The 18,902-nt window shown below is 32.6% G+C and carries 15 protein-coding genes; 6 read left to right on the forward strand and 9 right to left on the reverse strand.

Translation table 11 applies throughout. From position 1 onward, the window contains the following. Positions 1 to 2 precede the first annotated feature (2 nt). On the forward strand, positions 3 to 455 hold the full coding sequence (locus LY08_RS01180; protein ID WP_111658605.1) for a hypothetical protein: 453 nt from the start codon (positions 3 to 5) through the stop codon (positions 453 to 455). A gap of 5 nt (positions 456 to 460) precedes the next feature. Next, positions 461 to 1,672, forward strand: coding sequence for a hypothetical protein (locus tag LY08_RS01185; RefSeq protein WP_111658606.1), 1,212 nt, complete (start codon positions 461 to 463; stop codon positions 1,670 to 1,672). On the opposite strand, the gene LY08_RS01190 is transcribed toward LY08_RS01185, so the two are convergent. From LY08_RS01190 to hemA, 8 genes are all read right to left on the reverse strand, one after another. Next, the gene (locus LY08_RS01190) at positions 1,669 to 2,058 is read right to left on the reverse strand and encodes a cytochrome c (protein WP_111658607.1); all 390 of its coding nucleotides are present in this window, start codon (positions 2,056 to 2,058) and stop codon (positions 1,669 to 1,671) included. The genes LY08_RS01185 and LY08_RS01190 overlap by 4 nt on opposite strands. 4 nt (positions 2,059 to 2,062) lie before the next feature. Next, positions 2,063 to 3,052 carry a porphobilinogen synthase gene (hemB, locus tag LY08_RS01195; protein WP_111658608.1) on the reverse strand — a complete coding sequence of 330 codons (990 nt, stop codon included), beginning with the start codon at positions 3,050 to 3,052 and terminating at the stop codon, positions 2,063 to 2,065. Between the two features lie 53 nt (positions 3,053 to 3,105). Then, positions 3,106 to 4,008 (reverse strand): oxygen-dependent coproporphyrinogen oxidase, encoded by a 903-nt coding sequence (hemF, locus tag LY08_RS01200; RefSeq protein WP_111658609.1) that lies wholly within the window; start codon positions 4,006 to 4,008, stop codon positions 3,106 to 3,108. Further along, positions 3,998 to 4,537, reverse strand: a complete 540-nt coding sequence (locus LY08_RS01205) for a GNAT family N-acetyltransferase (RefSeq protein WP_111658610.1) — start codon at positions 4,535 to 4,537, stop codon at positions 3,998 to 4,000. Before LY08_RS01205 ends, hemF begins: the two co-directional genes overlap by 11 nt. Continuing rightward, positions 4,534 to 5,289 carry an EI24 domain-containing protein gene (locus LY08_RS01210; protein ID WP_111658611.1) on the reverse strand — a complete coding sequence of 252 codons (756 nt, stop codon included), beginning with the start codon at positions 5,287 to 5,289 and terminating at the stop codon, positions 4,534 to 4,536. The genes LY08_RS01205 and LY08_RS01210 overlap by 4 nt, the downstream gene beginning before the upstream one ends. Before the next feature lie 98 nt (positions 5,290 to 5,387). Next, positions 5,388 to 6,413: a uroporphyrinogen decarboxylase gene (gene hemE, locus LY08_RS01215; protein ID WP_111658612.1), complete on the reverse strand. Its 1,026-nt coding sequence runs from the start codon at positions 6,411 to 6,413 to the stop codon at positions 5,388 to 5,390. A 115-nt stretch (positions 6,414 to 6,528) separates the two neighbouring features. After that, the gene (hemC, locus tag LY08_RS01220; RefSeq protein WP_111658613.1) at positions 6,529 to 8,109 is read right to left on the reverse strand and encodes a hydroxymethylbilane synthase; all 1,581 of its coding nucleotides are present in this window, start codon (positions 8,107 to 8,109) and stop codon (positions 6,529 to 6,531) included. Then, positions 8,102 to 9,364, reverse strand: coding sequence for a glutamyl-tRNA reductase (hemA, locus tag LY08_RS01225; protein WP_111658614.1), 1,263 nt, complete (start codon positions 9,362 to 9,364; stop codon positions 8,102 to 8,104). Before hemA ends, hemC begins: the two co-directional genes overlap by 8 nt. A gap of 195 nt (positions 9,365 to 9,559) precedes the next feature. Between hemA and LY08_RS01230 the strand changes: the two genes are divergently transcribed. After that, positions 9,560 to 10,453 (forward strand): helix-turn-helix transcriptional regulator, encoded by an 894-nt coding sequence (locus LY08_RS01230; protein WP_111658615.1) that lies wholly within the window; start codon positions 9,560 to 9,562, stop codon positions 10,451 to 10,453. Positions 10,454 to 10,490: 37 nt separating this feature from the next. On the opposite strand, the gene LY08_RS01235 is transcribed toward LY08_RS01230, so the two are convergent. Then, complete coding sequence (locus tag LY08_RS01235) at positions 10,491 to 13,976, reverse strand: TraB/GumN family protein (RefSeq protein WP_111658616.1); 3,486 nt, start codon at positions 13,974 to 13,976, stop codon at positions 10,491 to 10,493. A 155-nt stretch (positions 13,977 to 14,131) separates the two neighbouring features. On the opposite strand from LY08_RS01235, the gene hemH reads away from it, so the two are divergent. The 3 genes from hemH to LY08_RS01250 all read left to right on the forward strand — a co-directional run bounded on the left by hemH (position 14,132) and on the right by LY08_RS01250 (position 18,897). Continuing rightward, positions 14,132 to 15,175 carry a ferrochelatase gene (gene hemH, locus LY08_RS01240; protein ID WP_111658617.1) on the forward strand — a complete coding sequence of 348 codons (1,044 nt, stop codon included), beginning with the start codon at positions 14,132 to 14,134 and terminating at the stop codon, positions 15,173 to 15,175. A gap of 83 nt (positions 15,176 to 15,258) precedes the next feature. Continuing rightward, complete coding sequence (locus LY08_RS01245) at positions 15,259 to 18,348, forward strand: VPS10 domain-containing protein (protein ID WP_111658618.1); 3,090 nt, start codon at positions 15,259 to 15,261, stop codon at positions 18,346 to 18,348. Further along, the gene (locus LY08_RS01250; RefSeq protein ID WP_111658619.1) at positions 18,349 to 18,897 is read left to right on the forward strand and encodes a CopD family protein; all 549 of its coding nucleotides are present in this window, start codon (positions 18,349 to 18,351) and stop codon (positions 18,895 to 18,897) included. Positions 18,898 to 18,902: the final 5 nt, after the last annotated feature.

Below are 18,902 nucleotides of genomic sequence, written 5' to 3' on the forward strand. Positions count from 1 at the left end.
TTATGGAACAATTTGAAACTTACGATAACAATCAAAAAATTAACGTTAATATCACAGCAATAGAAACAAAAGCACAACAATTAAATGAGATTGCTTTTTTTCTCAGAAAAAAAAGTGATTTGAGTGATTTTGAAATTTTAGATAATACTTCGCCTACAAGCGCATCGTTTACAAAAGAAGAAGCTAAAGTGCGTGCTGTGTTAGAAATCAATATACAGTTTATGGTGGACAGTAATCAAGAGCCAAATAAGCCTAGAATTATGCAAGAAACCATTGTGCGATATAGCTTGTATGACCAAGATACTAGGAAGACTTACTATTCTACTTTTGTTGATTTTGAAGATGAATATATTGATAATGGAGATGAGCAATTTACTATTAAAAAGCAAATTGAGATTGTTTTAAAAGAAAACGTATTAAACAAACAAAGAGTTTTTATCGAATCATTAAATTAATAACTATGAGACTGTCCTTATTATGTATTGTATGCTGTGTTTTCAATTTATCAGCTCAAGAAGATGATACACCTAAAACCATCAACGATTTTAATTTTGAAAGCACAACAAATCCTGCCTTTTCAATATTAGAAGAAACGCCAACCGCTATTAATACACCCGAAAATTTAAAAAGTTTAGCCTTATATGTATCTAATGGTTTTGCAAATGGTAATATTGCTTTAGAAACTAATCCGTATTGGTTATTATCTAATAAAAAAGACAAATCTTATAAGGATTACAGAGGTATATCAACAAATAAAAAATCTGAATATAGAATTGATCCTTTTAAATCTTTACAGACCAATACGTCTTTCTCATTAGGGTATATTCAAAAAAAGTTTGAAGGTTTTGAAGAAGCTAAAAAAACATTGGCAATTGGTTTAAGAACAACATTGTTTGAGTATTATGGTAAAGAAAGAACCACAACACTTCTTGATGTTATAAACATTGTAGATAAAGCTTATACTAATGAAGCTTTAACCAAGTTTGATAAATATATTAGAGGGTTTAACGAAACTACCCCAAACAGAAAAAAGTGTGAAGATTTTATAGAAAATGGAAATATACCCAAAAACTATTCTGATGCAGCAGTTAAGTTTTTAGAAAAATATGAGCAATACAAGACTAATTACATAGATGCTGATGCACTGGTAAAAGCCTATTTTACTGAAACCAGTAAAAAAGTTTTAGACTTTTATTTTAATCCTAAAAACATCAAGCCATTAATCCGTTTAGATGGAGCTGTAGCATATAGTTTATTATTTAAAGAAAACGAAATTAATTCCAGCACAGCAAATAGGGTTGGAAGTTGGTTGACCTTGGATGTTGCTTTTCAGTTTAATGATAAAAACTATTTACACCTATACGGAATAGGAAGATATATTGATAATGGATTTAATGTAGATGAAACACTAAATTATTTTAATGAAAATTTTTGGGATGTAGGCGGAAAGTTAGAGTTAGAACTTAACAATTTTAAATTGGCTTACGAGTATTTAGAGCGTTCTGGAAATGATGAACAATTCAGGTCTGTAGGTAATATTACTTACCAAATTAATCCAAAAATTAGTATTACTGGAGGTTTTGGAAAAGACTTCCCAGTTAAAGATAACCTTATCACAATAATTGGAATAAATTGGGGTTTGGATTTAGGTGAAGGGGCTTTTACTAATTAATTGGTGTAATGCAGCAAGTCTGAAATGTCTTTGTCAGATAGCTTAGGAAAATTAACACAAGGTGAATTATAGTCTTTACTTTTTATAAGTGATTTTTCGCCTCTAATAAATTTAATTAAAATAGTAGTATCGTATTTTTTACCCATTTCTCTCAATGCAGGTCCAGTCATATTTTTATCAAGTTTATGACAAGCTGCACAATTAGCTTTAAAAATACTTTTTCCTAAAAAAGCTTCTTCACTATTTACTCCGTTTGAAGTCCCACAAATAAAAACAGGGTCTTTTACACCGCAACCAGCTGGCTTTTCTTTATAATTTAATATAAAAATGAATAAAGCAAAACCAGCTAGTATTATAAAACTTAGTAAGTAAAAGAGTTTCTTCACTTTTCTAAGAAATTAACTTCACCACATCCTTTGCAAAGTAACTTGCAATGACATCTGCGCCAGCACGTTTGATTGCTGTAATTTGTTCTAGCATCACAGCATCATGGTCTAGCCACCCTTTTTCTGCTGCAGCTTTAAGCATAGCATACTCGCCAGACACTTGGTACACTGCAACAGGTACATCAACTTCGTTTTTAATTTCGCGTACAATATCTAGATAGCATAAACCTGGTTTAACCATGACGATGTCTGCACCTTCATCAATATCCATTTCGGTTTCTTTAATGGCTTCAAAACGGTTAGCATAATCCATTTGATAGGTTTTTTTGTCTTTTGGAACATCTTTGATGTCTGCAGGAGCAGAGTCTAAAGCATCTCTAAAAGGACCATAAAAAGCAGACGCATATTTAGCCGAATAACTCATAATTCCGGTATCTGTAAACCCTTCTTCTTCTAAAGTCTCACGTATTGTTAAAATACGACCATCCATCATGTCGCTTGGTGCTACAAAGTCTGCTCCAGCTTGTGCATGAGAAAGACTCATGTCTGCTAATACATCAACAGTATCATCATTAACTATTTTTCCGTCTGCAACAATACCATCGTGTCCATAAGACGAGTATGGATCTAAAGCAACATCAGTCATCACTAACATGTCAGGACAAGCGTTTTTAACTGTTTTAATAGCGCGTTGCATTAATCCATTAGGATTAAGCGCTTCTGTTCCTTTATTGTCTTTTAAATGGTCTGGTACTTTTACAAATAATAACACCGATTTTAAACCCAGTTTCCAAAGTTCTTTCACTTCGTTTTCTAGTAAATCTAAACTGTATCGATAGTAGTTTGGCATCGATGCAATTTCTTCTTTTACACCTTTACCTTCAACTATAAAAAGTGGCACTAAAAAGTCGTTTGGCGAAATGATGGTTTCTCTTACTAAACTTCTTATAGCTTCGTTGGTTCTTAGTCTTCGGTTTCTTCTTAATGGATACATTTCTATTAGTTAAAAGTTAATAAGTATAAAGTTAAAAGTTACTCACTCAAAATTTATACCCAATCTATAGGTTTTTGTAATACTTTAATTAGTTTTTCTTCGTCGCTTCCAGCTTCTGGTTTGTGGTCGTAAACCCATTGCACATGTGGAGGCAAACTCATTAAAATACTTTCAATTCTTCCGTTTGTTTTTAAACCAAAAAGAGTTCCTTTGTCGTGTACTAAATTAAACTCGACATAACGACCACGACGTATTTCTTGCCAATCGCGTTGTGCTTTGGTGTACTCTAGATCTTTTCTTTTTTCTACAATAGGAAGGTAAGCCTCTAAAAAACTATCTCCAACTTCGGTAACAAAATCATACCAATTTTGCATATTCATGTCATCTGAAGCTTTGCAGTAATCAAAAAATAATCCTCCAATACCTCGACCTTCGTTACGATGCGAATTGTAAAAATACTCATCACATCTTGCTTTGTATTTTGGATAAAACTCAGGATTGTGTTTATCGCACGCTGTTTTACACTTTTGATGGAAGTGTTTGGCATCTTCTTCAAACAAGTAATAAGGCGTTAGGTCTTGTCCACCTCCAAACCATTGGTCTACAATATTTCCGTCTCTGTCATACATTTCAAAATAACGCCAATTAGCATGAACAGTTGGTACCATAGGGTTTTTTGGATGTAAAACTAAACTTAATCCACAGGCGAAAAAATCGGCATCTTTAACTCCAAAATAGGCTTGCATGCTATCTGGCAATACACCATGTACACCAGAAATATTAACACCACCTTTTTCAAAAACGTTTCCATTTTCAATTACTCGTGTTCGTCCACCACCACCTTCTGGTCGCACCCAAATATCCTCTTGGAAGGTAGCTTTACCATCTATAGCTTCTAATCCAGAAGTGATGCTGTTTTGTAATTCTTGTATGTAATTATAAAATTTATTTTTCATTGTATAATTCGTATAACTCCATATCTAGTGGGTTTTCACCTATAGGAGTAAATCCTTGTTTTATAGTTTTAATCCATTTAAAACCATTGTTTGTGGCTACTTTGACGCTTCCAATATTGTCTTTAAAAGCAATAATTTGAAGTGTTTTTAAACCTAAGGTAATAAAAGCATATGTAGAAAGTATTTTAACCGTTCTTGAGGTTAAACCTTGACCTTCAAAAGGGTAGCCAATACAATAGGCAAATTCGCCTTGTTTGGTAGTCCAGTTTAATTCTTTAATATAAATCAATCCTGCTAAATCTCTAGTTTCTGAATGTTTTAAAGTGAATAAAAACTCGTCTTTATTTTCAATTTGTTTTACTTTTTTATCGACAAATAATTGCGATAAGGTTGGTGTTAAATTTTGCTCTAATGTTTTAGGAAAATAACGTTTAAAACGGTCTTGATTGGCAACCATTAAATCGCAAATTTTCCAAGCATCACCACTGTGTATTGGATTAATTTCGAAATTATTAAATGTCCCTATCATGATAGTACATTTTGTTGCTCTGCTGTTAATGCTTTTACTGTACTTAAAGAAGCAGCAGTCACGCTAAGTGGTAACACTAAAATAACTCCAATAACAGGAATAAATAAAAACAAAATAAACACCACACCATTACCAATAGCTACTCCTCTGTTTCTTTTTATAAAATTAATGCTGTCTTTGTAATTAAAGTGACGCTCTAAGGTATAGTCCATGTTACCAAATCCAGCATAATAGCTTTGTACTAAAATTAGTAATCCTGTCGAAAAAATATTTACAACAGGAATAAATTTTAGTAGTAAAATAGGTAATGTAATGAGTAGCTCGCAACCAAGGTTTCTTACATTAATTCGGATACCTCGTAAAAGTTGTTCTTGAAATGTGGTTTTTCTGTGATGGTGTTTGGTTACACCTGTTAAATGGGCTTCAATTTTTTCGGATACTGGACTCATAAAAGGAGCAGACAATGCCATTATAATATGCTTATACAGAATAATACCAATAGCCAAAACAATTAGTCCTCCAATAAAGGTTGAAATGGTGGTAAAAGTTTCTTTTCCCCATTCCCAAAACCAAATTTTTGCAATAAAACCACCTATATTATCAGAGAATCCATAAGCCGAAACACCAATAATAGTTGCAGTAATAATGCTGATAACAATAGGTATAAAGAAGTATTTCCAAAGCTTGAGCTTTGAAATAAGTGCAAATGCACCAGAATAACCATTTATACCTTTTATTATGTTTTGTATCATAATCCGTTTTCTCATTGCGAATCATGCTTTTGCATGATGTGGCAATCTGTAAATAAAAAGATTACCACGTCACTACGTTACTAGTAATGACTAATAAATTATGCTTTGTATTCTTTTACAGCATCAATAAAGGCTTTCGCATTTTCTAATGGAATATTAGGTAATATACCATGACCTAAATTAACGATGTACTTGTCTTTACCAAACTCGTTAATCATTTGCGTTACCATTCTTTTAATTTCTGCTGGAGGCGAAAATAAACGTGTTGGATCAAAGTTACCTTGTAAAGTAATGTTTCCACCTGTTAAATAACGTGCGTTTCTAGCAGAACATGTCCAATCTATACCTAATGCTGAAGCACCAGATTTTGACATTTCGTTTAAGGCAAACCAACATCCTTTTCCAAAAGCAATTACTGGAGCCTCGTCCTTTAAGGCATTTATTATTTGCTGAATATATTGCCAAGAAAACTCTTGATAATCTACTGGAGAGAGCATGCCTCCCCAACTATCAAACACTTGCACAGCATTACAACCTGCTTTTACTTTTTCTTTTAAATAAGCAATAGTTGTGTCTGTAATTTTTTGTAATAATTGATGTGCAGCAATAGGATTTGTAAAGCAAAATTCTTTGGCTTTATCAAAGTTTTTAGACCCTTGACCTTGCACACAATAGCATAAAATAGTCCATGGTGATCCTGCAAAACCAATTAACGGAATCTCGTCATTTAGTTTTTCTTTGGTCATTTTAATAGCGTCGTAAACGTAGCTTAATGCTTCTTTTACGTCTGGAACAATGACATTATCCACATCTTTTTGATTGCGAATTGGATTTGGTAAATAAGGACCAAAGTTTGGTTTCATTTGCACCTCAATATTCATAGCTTGAGGAATCACTAAAATATCACTAAACAAAATAGCAGCATCCATACCATATCTTCTAATAGGTTGTACTGTAATTTCGCTTGCTAATTCTGGGGTTTGACAACGTGTAAAAAAGTCGTATTTAGCTTTTATCTCCATAAATTCTGGAAGATAACGACCTGCTTGACGCATCATCCATACTGGAGGGCGTTCTACGGTTTCTCCTTTTAATGCTCTTAAAAATAAATCGTTTTTTATCATGTTTACTTTCCGCGAAAACGGAAATATTTTTTAATTCAACTTTATTTTATCTAAATAGGTCTCGACTGCGCTCGACCAGACAGTATTTTGTTTCCTCGAGCGTAGTCTAGAGGTTTTAAACGTAATGTTCGTTTACCAACTCAATCACACTTTCTACAGTTGGTACTTTAGCTACACGCACATCTTCAAAATGTTTGCTAGCTTCTTTTGCTGTGGTTTCGCCAATACAAAACGCAATCATATTGTCTTCTACATTATTTTCTTTTTTAAAACTTTGAACCGTTGATGGGCTATAAAACATAACTCCTTCTACAGATTCTGGAAGTTTTACACTATCAAATTTAGTTTGATAGGCTTCTACTTCATTTACTTTTATATTGTTTTCTGCTAAAATGGTTGGTAACTCATCCAATCTAATATCACTACAAAAATAAGTAACCTCTGTACCTTCCATAAATTCGACTAAATAGTTTGCCAATCTTTTGGCGTTTTTTTCTGAATGTAAAACGTTTCCAATGCGTTTTTCAATCATTTTTTTGGTTCGACGTCCAACACAATAAATGTTTTTAAATTGAAGCTCAACCGCAGAATAATTGGTTAATAATGCTTCTACAGCATTTTTACTTGTGATGATGACGTTTTCAATCTCGTTTTTTAAAAATCGTGGATGAATCCTGTTTAAACTAATTTTTATAAAATCAGAACTTTCCGCTTTCACTTTTTCGTTAAACAAAAAGCGTTGATCTTCGGTTAATGATTTTGTTGAATAGACATTAGTTTTTTTGTAGGATTCTTTAAGTTGATCCATCAAACGGTTACCACCACGTTCTAAAATATAATTAGCACACCATTCTGCTAGATCATGATGTTCGCCTAAAGCTTTAACACGTTTAACGTGTATTTTTTTAGTACCATCTTTACTTAAAAGAATACCTTCAAACGTAATTTCGTCATTTTTAATAAACGCCAACCCTCCAATTGGAGCAGTACAACCACCTTCTAAACGGTTTAAAAACTCACGTTCTATAGAGGTGCAAATTTGGGTTTCTTCATGGTTAATTTCTGCTAAAATAGTTCTAGTGTCTTCATCTTCTTCTAAAGCTGCAATCATAATTGCGCCTTGTGCTGGAGCAGGTATCATCCATTCTAAATTAACTGCATCTTCGGGTCTTAAGTTTAAGCGACCAATTCCAGCAGCAGCAAAAATAGCTCCATTCCAATCGCTATCTTCCAATTTTTGTAATCTAGTATTTACATTACCTCTAATATCTACAACAGTGTGTGTTGGATAACGGTTTAACCATTGTGCACGTCTACGTAAACTTCCGGTTGCAATGGTAGCTTCTTTAGAAGCTAAAAACTCTTCATTGTTTTTAAATACAAGCGTATCCCTAACGTTACCACGTTTTAAAACTGCAGCTTGCACAATGCCTTTTGGCAAAACAGTTGGCACATCTTTTAAAGAATGCACAGCAATATCAATATCGCCATTTAACATAGCAATATCTAATGTTCTAGTAAATATTCCTGTGATACCAAGTTCGTACAAGGGTTTGTCTAACACGAGGTCTCCTGTAGATTTTACAGGAACTAAAGTGGTTTTATGACCTAAATGTTCTAGTTGATTTTGTACCGCTTTGGCTTGGTATAAGGCTAACTCGCTATCGCGAGTTCCAATTCTAATTGTTTTAGACATGCTTTGTAGTTTCTTCTAATTGAAACACTTTTTTTATAAGATCCAAACTTTCGTCTGTTGAGAATGCATCATCCTTAAGGTGATGAGCGAAATGATTGGTTATTTTTTGGATGATTTTATTGCTAATAATTTCGGCTTGCTCTTCATTAAAATTAGCCATTTTTTTACGCTGTGTATCTAATTCGGTAGTCGCAAAATCTTTTAGTTTATATTTTAATGCTTTGATGGTAGGTGCAAATTTTCTGGTTTCTAACCAGCTTATAAAGTCTGCTTTAATCTCTTCAATAATACGTTCTGCTAACGGAATATGTTGCTTTCTACGTTCTAAAGTTTCATCTGTAATTTGCGATAAATCATCAAGGTGAATGCGTTTTACGTTTGGTAAATCGGTAACATTTTCATCCACATTTTTAGGTATCGATAAATCTAAAATTAACAGCTCTTTTTTAGTTTGAATTAATTGTTTGTCAACCGTTGGATTTTGTGCTCCAGTTGCTACAATTAAAATGTCTGCTTCATTAATTTCTTCTTGCAGATTGGCATAATCTTTCACCAATAAATTAAATTTTCCTGCAATAGCTTCGGCTTTATCTTTAGTCCTGTTTATTAAAGTAATGTGTTCGTTTTTAGTATGTTTTACTAAGTTTTCACAAGTGTTACGACCTATTTTACCAGTTCCGAATAATAGTATGTTTTTATCGGTTACGTTATCAATAGTATTTAAAATATATTGTACAGATGCAAAAGACACACTAGTTGCGCCAGAAGAAATATCTGTTTCAGTTTTTATACGTTTACTTGCTTGGATAACCGAGTTGACTAAACGCTCGATAAATGGATTTAGTAATCCATACTCTTTAGAAATGGATGTACTTTTTTTAAGTTGACCGATAATTTCAAAATCTCCTAAAATTTGACTATCCAATCCAGAACCTACTCTAAACAAGTGCGAAATAGCTTCTTTACCTTTATAGATGTAAGCATATTTTTGAAACTCTTCAACAGTACCTATTGTATTGTCACAAAGCAATTGGATGAGTTGATAAGGATGTTCTGCAAACCCATAAATCTCTGTGCGATTACAGGTTGAGGTAACTATTAAGCTAGTGATACCATTAGTTTTAGCTTGATTTAAAAGCGCCAATTTTGAGGCTTCATCTAAACTAAAATGACCTCTAATTTCTGCATCTGCTTTTTTATAGCTTAAACCTAAAGCATAAAAATATGTGCCTGTTGACATGTGATAGTGCTCCATTTACCTGACTGGGACTTTATTTAGAGCAAATTTATGTTGTATATTATTTAAAAAGTAACGCTAAAAGAACTTTTAATAACGTTTCTGGTTTTTTAGCCCTAAAATTTACTAAACTATGATAATTGTCATATTTTTGCAGTGAAATCAGAGGTTTTAAGCTTGATAGTTTAGAATCAATCTAAATAAAATACAATTATGGCGTTATCTTCATCACTAAAAAATGTCGCTACAGGTTCTTTTAACGAAACGCAAGTTGATCAAGACGTTTTTGTGCTAACTTATCAAAATGAAACTGCTGTAAAACAAGTAGTTGAACGTTATATTGATAGTAGTTTTATACAGTTTCATTTTTGTTTAAAGGGTAAAAGCGACTTTATTTTTAACAATGGTACATATACTTTAAACATTGCTGAAGAAACCTCTTTGCTTCTGTATAATCCGCAACGCGATTTGCCAATACATCTAGAGGTTGCTCCAGATTGTTGGTTAGTTTCGGTTTTGATTTCAATTAAAAAGTTTCATGGATTATTCTCTCAAGAAGCGGATTATATCACGTTTTTAAGTGAAGATAATAAGGATAAAAAATATTACAAAGACGGAAAGATTTCGCCATCTATGGCTATAGCTTTAAATCAGATAATAAATTACAACCTTAACTCTTCAATAAAAACGCTGTATTTTAAAGGTAAAGCTTACGAGCTGTTGAGTCTTTATTTTAATAGAGGTGAAGATGCTAATATTGAGCAATGTCCTTTTTTGGTTGACGAAACCAATGTGGCTAAAATTAAAAAAGCAAAAGATATAATTATTGCTAGATTATCTGAACCACCAACTTTACAAGAGTTGTCTGAAGAAATTAATTTACCGCTTAAAAAATTAAAAGAAGGGTTTAAGCAAATTTATGGCGATTCTGTTTTTAGCTTTTTATTTGATTACAAAATGGAAGTGGCAAGAAAACTACTAGAAACGGGTAATAATAATGTTAACGAGGTTGGATTAAAAGTAGGGTACAGCACATCTAGTCATTTTATTGCTGCTTTTAAAAAGAAGTATGGGATAACGCCAAAGAAATATGTGCAGTCTATATAAAAAAAGTGCTTAATTTTTTAAGCACTTTTTTATTGTATTAATAACCTCCACCATCATCTAATCGCATTCGGTTTTTATGTATGACTAAGTCTAAAACATCTTTCATTAGTTTGTCTTCCTCTTCGTTTTCGTCTATGTAATCACCACTGTAACCTGAGTCGTAATATACTTCGGTTTGAAGTCTACCTTGCTTTTCTGGTTTTAAAAATCCTGCGTAATAAAAACGTTTGGTTTCATCTTTATCTTCTTTTCTAACTAGCATATAAAAGTACATGTCGCCTTCTTTATCATCATCTGTTTTGAAGGGTTTTTTTCCTAAAAAGTGAATGGAATCTCGTTCTTTTTCAATAGTTTTTCTACCAAATAAAGTAGATTTAGCATACATTTCTTGACTAATCTTTTCAGTTAAATAAGGTTTAAATAGCTTTTTCTTGTACATCTTATCTACTAAAGCTGCTTGATTTTTGTAGTCGTCAATTGTTTTTTCCTTAAGCTTTTTTGGTATTGGCTCTCCAGCTTCTTCAAGTAATACATAATAGGTACTTAACGCAGACACGTTATCGCTATCTAACAGCTTGTCAAAAAAGTTTTTGGCTTCTGCCTCTTTTCTAAAAGGGAAAATAAGTTTTACAAACGCATAAAGCGAGCTGCTGTAAGATCTGTAGCTGTAACTAGATTTGGATCCTAAACTACGTTTTACCTCTATCTTACCATCTTTGATAAGTTGTTTTTTAAACTTCTTATACGCTTTTGGTTTTATAACGCTACTGTCTTTTAATCGTGCTAATAGCTCGTAAATAGGCTCTTTATACTCTTCAATAGTTGTAAACTCCATTAAATCTGGGAACAGTGTTTTTTTAAGTTCTAGTGAGTCTTTATAATTATAAAACATAGAGCCTATGGATCCGCTTAATGGTAAATCTTTATTTAACAGTGTTAAGAAGGTGTTGTACGATTTTTTAGTAGGCTTATTTAACAACGACCTTAAAATAGTATTTTGTATGTCTGGTTTAGAGTATGATTCCTCATACAATTTATTTAAAAAAGCGTCTGTCCTTGGGTCTTCAAGCTCTGCTAGTTCTGAGATTAAAAAGGTTTTAAAGTCTTCTTTGTTTTCTGGAAAATCGAAGTTTTTAATTAAATCTATCATCGTGCTGGCGTTAGATTTATTAAACTTTATTTTAGATTTTGCTTTAAACACAATACTATCGTTATCACGAAGGGCTTTAAAGAAACGTTCTGTTTTATCGCTAAAAACAGACTCGCCTAAAAGGGTGTCTAATGGCTCAAAAGTGTCGTAAAAATTGGTAATAAAAGCTGATGGTTTAGAAATAGTGTCTGTTAAACTTTTAATTTCAAATAATGCACCTTTTTTAAGGATGTTTTTAACTAAAATAGCTTTGGCGCTTAAGGAATCTTTTAAAGTGTACTCATAAAAATATTGGTCGTCTTTTTTGTACTTCTTTTTATTGGCAACTTTATATTTTTTAAACCCATCTATATCATCCATAGATTTTAATTCGTCATCAATTTCATTCCATAAACTGTCCACGTTTTTATACATCTGTAAATCATGAAATTTTAATCTTGTAATAAAAACTTGCTCGTTTGCTTTAGAGTAGTAAGTGGTACGTTTTGTTTTTTCTTCGTAATCTTTTGGTTTACTATAACTGTAATAATCGTAAGGAGGTGATGCTTTAGTATTAGTAATTACTGAAAAATGTAAAGAGGTATCAACTACTTTTTCAAAACCTTCTTGTGTAACGTTTTTAAATGTAAACGATTTAAAAAAGTCTTTTGCTTTTTGTTCAGTTTTACCAACATAACCTAATAAAAAGTAGCTTCCGTCTTTTACGATACTTTTAAGGTGAATGTTTTCAGTTGAAGTTGAATCTTTTTTAGCATATCCTTCATAACTATAATATTTATCATTTTTAAACTCGCCTTCAGAGTCTTCAATTTCAAAATCTTTTAAAAAGTTGGTAACAATAAATTTAGCCTCAAATTTATCTTCTTCAATGTAATAGACATCGTTATAGGCTATTTCTTTAAGGAAGTAGTAGTCGTCATTTACTTTTCCTTGAATTAGTTTTTGTCCTGCATTTTGTACATTATCTGTGGTGTGGTATTCTGGAAAATTAACTTCGTATTTATTGTAGGTTGAAGTGAATGTATTAAAGTTTGAACTTGGTGTTTTAAACTGTATCGAGCTAAAAATTGGCGCTTCATTTTTTAAAACATACTCCTTTTGACCAGCAAATTTAATTAGTATGACTTCAAAAGGAGTTTTGTAAATATGATACTTTTGATAATCTCCTTTTTTGGTTTTATTTAAAATACTAATTCCAGGATATGGTGTTGTTAAGGCTTCTTTTTTAATAATATCTCCAGGAATATCTTCAAATAAAAAGTTATCTAATCGCTCTAAAGAGATTTCTTTTTCATTAGGTAAATAATCGTAAGTATTAAATCTACTAATGGTTAGATAGGCACCATTGGTCATATCTGGAGAGATATAATATTTTTGTCCACTATAATAAAACTCGTATAACTCTGTAAACGTTTTTATAGATAAAAAACCATCTGGAGTGGTTTGTGTTTTAATAGTTGGTGGTGCTATGTAATCTTCTATTTGCTCTTTTTTAGTTTGTGCAACCGTAGTTTGTTCTGACACCAAAGGTTTTACAGTATACCCTTTATCTTCCAGCATTTTAAGCATTCCTTTTTTGCCAGGTAAATGTGCGGCTCCAACACCAGCAAAAACCGTTTGGTATTGCATTAACGAGTCTAAAACATGTACCATGTTTTCATTACGCTTGTAAAGCATATGCTCTCTAAAAAACTCTGTATTTGAAGCTGCTCCAATCGAGTCTAATAAAGCTAAGTTTCTGTCTCTATAAGTGTTTTCTTGAACCAAATAAGGGTTTTCTTTTTCATATAATTTAGTTAACCATGGATCTATTTTATTTTTTCTAGCATTACGTTGTGCTTTTGAAACTAAGTAGCGTGATTCTTCAATATCTTCTAAGCTATATATTGTTTTGTTTTTCTTTTTACCAGCTTGGTAAATAAACATGTCCAAATAAGTTTCTTCTTCAAAATTATCTGCATAACCATCTTTTCTGTATAAATAGCCATTAATCATTCTATTGTCAGATCGTATACTTCCTCTAATAGCAACCTCTTCTGGATGTTCTAATCCAAACAAACTAGAATAAAAGTTTTTATCGTAACTCTGAGAATAATTTTGAGGTGTTAATGTAGTTGTCTCATAATTAAAAGCTAACCAAGTAGAAGGGTCAGACTCTAAAGCTACACTTTCGCTATTTTCAAGAGCATTAAAAAACACATCGTCTAATCTAAAGGCAACTTTAGCACTAACATGCATGGTTCCATAAATGTATGATGGTTTTTCAAGATTATTCCCAGATATTTCCCACAATAAACTTTGTTCGTTTTTTTGATTTTGAGAAATTGAAGCAAAAGAAATTGCACAGAATAGTGCAAGGATGTAATTTTTCATAAAATGTTTAAATATCTATTTGTAAATATATTAAACTTAATATTAAACAAAAGATTTTGATTATCTATTAATAGACTATAAGTATTAGCAATCTTTTAAGTTTTTTAATTATTATAAATTAGAGTTGTATTTTTGCTTTTTGAAAAAGAAAAAACATGAAAAAAGGCGTTTTACTAGTTAATCTTGGATCACCAGATAGTCCAGAACCTAAAGATGTAAAAAAATATTTAGGAGAATTTTTAATGGATCCGCGTGTTATTGATGTTCCGCTTTGGGCAAGAACACTGCTTGTTAAAGGAATTATTTTAAATACTAGACCAAAACAAAGTGCAGAAGCTTATAAAAAAATATGGTGGGAAGACGGTTCTCCACTTATTGTGTTAAGCGAGCAGTTACAAGAAAAAGTTCAAGAAAAAGTAGATTTTCCAGTAGCATTAGCAATGCGTTATGGCAGCATGACCATTAAAAAAGGATTGCAAGAATTAGTAGATAAAGGGGTTGAACAGGTGTTTTTAATTCCGTTATATCCTCAGTTTGCTATGGCAACAACAGAAACTATTTTGGTCTTAGCAGAAGAAGTGCGTCAAGAGCACTTTCCAAATCTAAATATTGAAAGCTTACCAGCTTTTTACAATAATCCAGAGTATATAAAAGCACTTTCAGAATCTATTAAAAAATCATTAGCTGGAAAGACCTATGAGCATTTATTATTCTCGTATCATGGTGTTCCAGAGCGTCACATTAGAAAAAGCGATATCACAAATTCGCATTGTAAACCAAGCGATAAAATAGATTGTATATGTTGTAAAACTCCATCTCCTGCACACGAGTTTTGTTACAAGCACCAATGTAAAGAAGTGACTCGTTTAGTAGCAGAATATCTTAATTTAGAAGACAATACTTATTCAACATCCTTCCAGTCAAGATTAGGATTTGACCCATGGTTACAACCTTACACAGACCGTACTATTGAACGTCTAGGAAAAAGTGGAATAAAAAATATGGCTATTGTAACTCCTGCTTTTGTTAGTGATTGTTTAGAAACCCTAGAAGAAATAGCAATGGAAGGCGAAGAAATTTTTCATGAAGTTGGTGGAAAACAATTTACAACAGTTCCTTGCTTAAATACAGATGATAATTGGGTGGCTTTTTTAGCTAATCGTATTAATGAATGGTCAAAAAATACTGTTGAGGTTTAATTTTTTATTTAAGTTTACATTAGTTTTTTTAGCATAAGGTATAATCCGTATTTTTACTTTTTGCAATCTAATTCAAGCTTAAAATGAAAACTTTAAAATCGCTATTTTTTCTTTTTTTAATACTAATTTCAACATTATCTAACGCACAAACCGTTAACGTATCTGATTATTCTGGTTTAGAATACAGATTACTTGGTCCATTTCGAGGTGGAAGAAGTGCTGCAGTTACAGGAGTGCCAAACCAACCTAATTTATATTATTTTGGATCTACAGGTGGCGGAATCTGGAAAACTTTAGATGGTGGACGCAGCTGGGATAATATCTCTGACGGATTTTTTGGTGGAAGCATAGGTGCAATTGCAGTGGCTAAAAGCGATCCAAATGTGATTTATGTTGGAGGAGGAGAAAAAACAGTTCGTGGTAATGTGTCTTCTGGATATGGTGTTTATAAAAGTGTAGATGCTGGGCAATCTTGGGAATCTATTGGGTTAAAAAACTCAAGGCATATTCCAAGAATTGCTATAGATCCTACAGATTTTAATACCGTTTACGCTGGTGTTTTAGGTAATATCTACACACCTACTCAAGAACGAGGGGTTTATAAAAGCACAGATGGAGGAAAAACTTGGAAAAAAACCCTGTTTGTAAACGACCAAGCAGGAGTGGTTGATTTATTAATAGACCCAACCAATCCTAGGATTTTATATGCATCAACTTGGCGTGTGCAACGTACACCCTACAGTTTAAGCTCAGGAGGAGAAGGTTCTGCGTTATGGAAAAGTACTGATAAAGGTGAAACTTGGACTGAGATTTCTAAAAATGAAGGATTCCCTGATAGTACTTTAGGTATTATGGGTGTAACAGTTTCTCCATTAAATAATCAACGCGTTTGGGCTATTATTGAAAATAAAGATAAAGGTGGTTTGTATAGAAGTGATGATGGTGGAGCAACTTGGAAGCAAGTTAATAGCGAACGCAAATTACGCCAGCGTGCATGGTATTATACTCGTGTTTATGCAGATACAAAAGATGTAGATGTGGTTTATGTTTTAAATGTGCGTTATCATAAAAGTACAGATGGCGGAAAAACATTTGAAACTTACAACGCACCTCATGGAGATCATCATGATTTGTGGATTGCACCAGAGGACCCAAATAGAATGATTATTGGAGATGATGGAGGCGCACAAGTCACTTATGATGGCGGCGAAACTTGGAGCACGTATCACAACCAACCAACGTCTCAATTTTATAGAGTAACAACAGATAATCATTTTCCGTATCGTATTTATGCAGCACAACAGGACAATTCTACAATCAGAATTTCGCATCGTACGGAAGGCTGGTCAATTTCTGAAGACGATTGGGAAAGTACTGCAGGAGGTGAATCTGCACACATAGCAGTAGATCCAGAAGATAACGACATTGTTTATGGTGGAAGTTATGATGGATTTTTAACTAGAAAAAATCATAGAACAGGAACGGTTAGAGCCATAAATGTCTGGCCAGATAACCCAATGGGTCATGGTGCAGAAGGGATGAAATATCGTTTTCAATGGAATTTTCCTATTATTTTTTCTAAGCATAATCCAAATCGATTATACACCTTTTCTCAACATGTCCATGTAACAGAAAATGAAGGTCAATCTTGGCAAATTATAAGTCCAGATTTAACCAGAAACGATCCAGAAAAATTAAAATCTTCGGGTGGACCAATAACTCAAGACAACACGTCTGTAGAGTATTATTGTACCATTTTTGCAGCCCAAGAGTCGCCTTTAGTAGAGGGATTGCTTTGGGTTGGAAGTGATGATGGATTAATCCACGTTACCAAAGATGGAGGAAAAAACTGGGAAAACGTGACACCAAAAGGAATGCCAGATTGGATGATGATTAATAGTATTGAACCAAGTCATTTTGATGCTGGTACCTGCTACGTTGCAGGAACAAAGTATAAAACAGGTGATTTTACACCCTATTTATACAAGACAACAGATTACGGTAAAAGCTGGAAAAAAATCACAACCGGAATACCAAGTGAACACTTTACAAGAGTGCTTAGAGAGGATCCTAAACAAAAAGGGTTGTTGTATGCAGGAACAGAAACAGGTTTGTACGTATCGTTTAATGATGGTAAAAATTGGCAATCGTTTCAGCTTAATTTACCCATTGTTCCAATAACAGATTTAACCATAAAAGACAATAATTTAATTGTGGCTACTCAAGGTCGTAGCTTGTGGATTTTGGATGATTTATCAGTAATTCATCAATTATCTAAATCTAATTTAAATGATGTACAATTGTTTCAACCAAAACCAACGTACAGAATGCGTGGTGGTTTTTCTAAAAACAGTAAAACCACAGGAACTAACCATCCAAATGGTGTGATGACCTATTTCAATTTAAAAAATTACAAACCAGAAGATGAAGTGTCTCTAACTTATTTTGATACAAAAGGAGATACCATAAAAACGGTTTCGACTACAAACAAAAAGAAAGATAAATTAGAAGTAAAAAAAGGACTTAACCAATTTATTTGGGATATGACGTATGAAGGAGCAGAAAAACTAGATGGTATGATATTGTGGTGGGCAAGTTTAGATGGTCCAAGAGCAATTCCTGGGACTTATAAGGTTGCTTTAAATGTTAATGGAACCAGTACCACCCAGCCTTTTACAATTGTTGCCAATCCAAATGCAGAGAGTACACAAAGCGATATGGAGCAACAGTTTATGTTTATTAAAGATATAAACCAAACTATTGATAATGCGCATAAAGCCATTAAAAAAATGAGACATGTAAGTAAGCAATTATCTGCTTTTGAAACACAATATAAAGAGGATGAAAGTCTAAAAGATTTATTAGAAAAAGCAAAATCACTTAAAGAGCAATTCACTAAAATTGAAGAAGCCTTATATCAAACTAAAAATAGAAGTGGTCAGGATCCATTAAATTTTCCAATTCGATTAACTAATAAATTAGGACATTTAAACTCATTAGTTAGAATGGGTGATTTTGCACCTACAGAACAGGATATAGCTGTTAAAAATGAATTAACTTCAAAAATAAATAAGCAATTAGAGACATTTAATAGCATAATCACGGATGAAGTCAGTGCTTTTAACAAAGCGTTTAATGCTAAGCAACTTAACTACTTATTTATAGAGGAATAAATGGAGTATTACAATTACATAAAAGCGTTACACCTAATTTTTGTAGTCACTTGGTTTGCAGGTTTATTCTATATTCCTAGACTATTTGTTTATCAAATAGAAGCGTTTCATAAACCCTTACCAGACAAAGACATTTTAGGTCACCAACTTAAACTTATGGCTAAACGCTTATGGTATATTATTACCTGGCCAAGTGCCATTTTAGCAACTATTTTTGCAATATGGTTATTAATTTTACAACCCTTTTGGTTACAACAACCCTGGATGCATGTAAAATTAGGGTTTGTGTTGTTGCTCTTTATTTATCAGTATCAAACGCACATATATTTTAAACAACTACAAAACAATGTGGTTAAGAAAACCTCTAATTTTATGCGTTTATATAACGAGGGTGCTACGTTTATACTGTTTGCAGTTGTTTTTTTAGTCATACTTAAAAGTGCTATCAATTGGGTGTTTGGTGTTGTGGGTATTGTAGTTTTAGGATTGCTTTTAATGTTAGGTTTTAAATTATATAAACGCATACGTGATAAAAACCCAAATGCTTAAAACCC

It is taken from the genome of Olleya aquimaris (genome assembly GCF_003259525.1).
GTDB classification, from domain to species: Bacteria; Bacteroidota; Bacteroidia; order Flavobacteriales; family Flavobacteriaceae; genus Olleya; species Olleya aquimaris.

Coding starts and splice junctions, on each gene's coding strand:
- LY08_RS01180 (WP_111658605.1), top strand. CDS start 3: ATGGAACAATTTGAAACTTACGATAACAATCAAAAAATTAACGTTAAT.
- LY08_RS01185 (WP_111658606.1), top strand. CDS start 461: ATGAGACTGTCCTTATTATGTATTGTATGCTGTGTTTTCAATTTATCA.
- hemB (WP_111658608.1), bottom strand. CDS start 3,052: ATGTATCCATTAAGAAGAAACCGAAGACTAAGAACCAACGAAGCTATA.
- hemF (WP_111658609.1), bottom strand. CDS start 4,008: ATGAAAAATAAATTTTATAATTACATACAAGAATTACAAAACAGCATC.
- LY08_RS01205 (WP_111658610.1), bottom strand. CDS start 4,537: ATGATAGGGACATTTAATAATTTCGAAATTAATCCAATACACAGTGGT.
- LY08_RS01210 (WP_111658611.1), bottom strand. CDS start 5,289: ATGATACAAAACATAATAAAAGGTATAAATGGTTATTCTGGTGCATTT.
- hemE (WP_111658612.1), bottom strand. CDS start 6,413: ATGATAAAAAACGATTTATTTTTAAGAGCATTAAAAGGAGAAACCGTA.
- hemC (WP_111658613.1), bottom strand. CDS start 8,109: ATGTCTAAAACAATTAGAATTGGAACTCGCGATAGCGAGTTAGCCTTA.
- hemA (WP_111658614.1), bottom strand. CDS start 9,364: ATGGAGCACTATCACATGTCAACAGGCACATATTTTTATGCTTTAGGT.
- LY08_RS01230 (WP_111658615.1), top strand. CDS start 9,560: ATGGCGTTATCTTCATCACTAAAAAATGTCGCTACAGGTTCTTTTAAC.
- LY08_RS01235 (WP_111658616.1), bottom strand. CDS start 13,976: ATGAAAAATTACATCCTTGCACTATTCTGTGCAATTTCTTTTGCTTCA.
- hemH (WP_111658617.1), top strand. CDS start 14,132: ATGAAAAAAGGCGTTTTACTAGTTAATCTTGGATCACCAGATAGTCCA.
- LY08_RS01245 (WP_111658618.1), top strand. CDS start 15,259: ATGAAAACTTTAAAATCGCTATTTTTTCTTTTTTTAATACTAATTTCA.
- LY08_RS01250 (WP_111658619.1), top strand. CDS start 18,349: ATGGAGTATTACAATTACATAAAAGCGTTACACCTAATTTTTGTAGTC.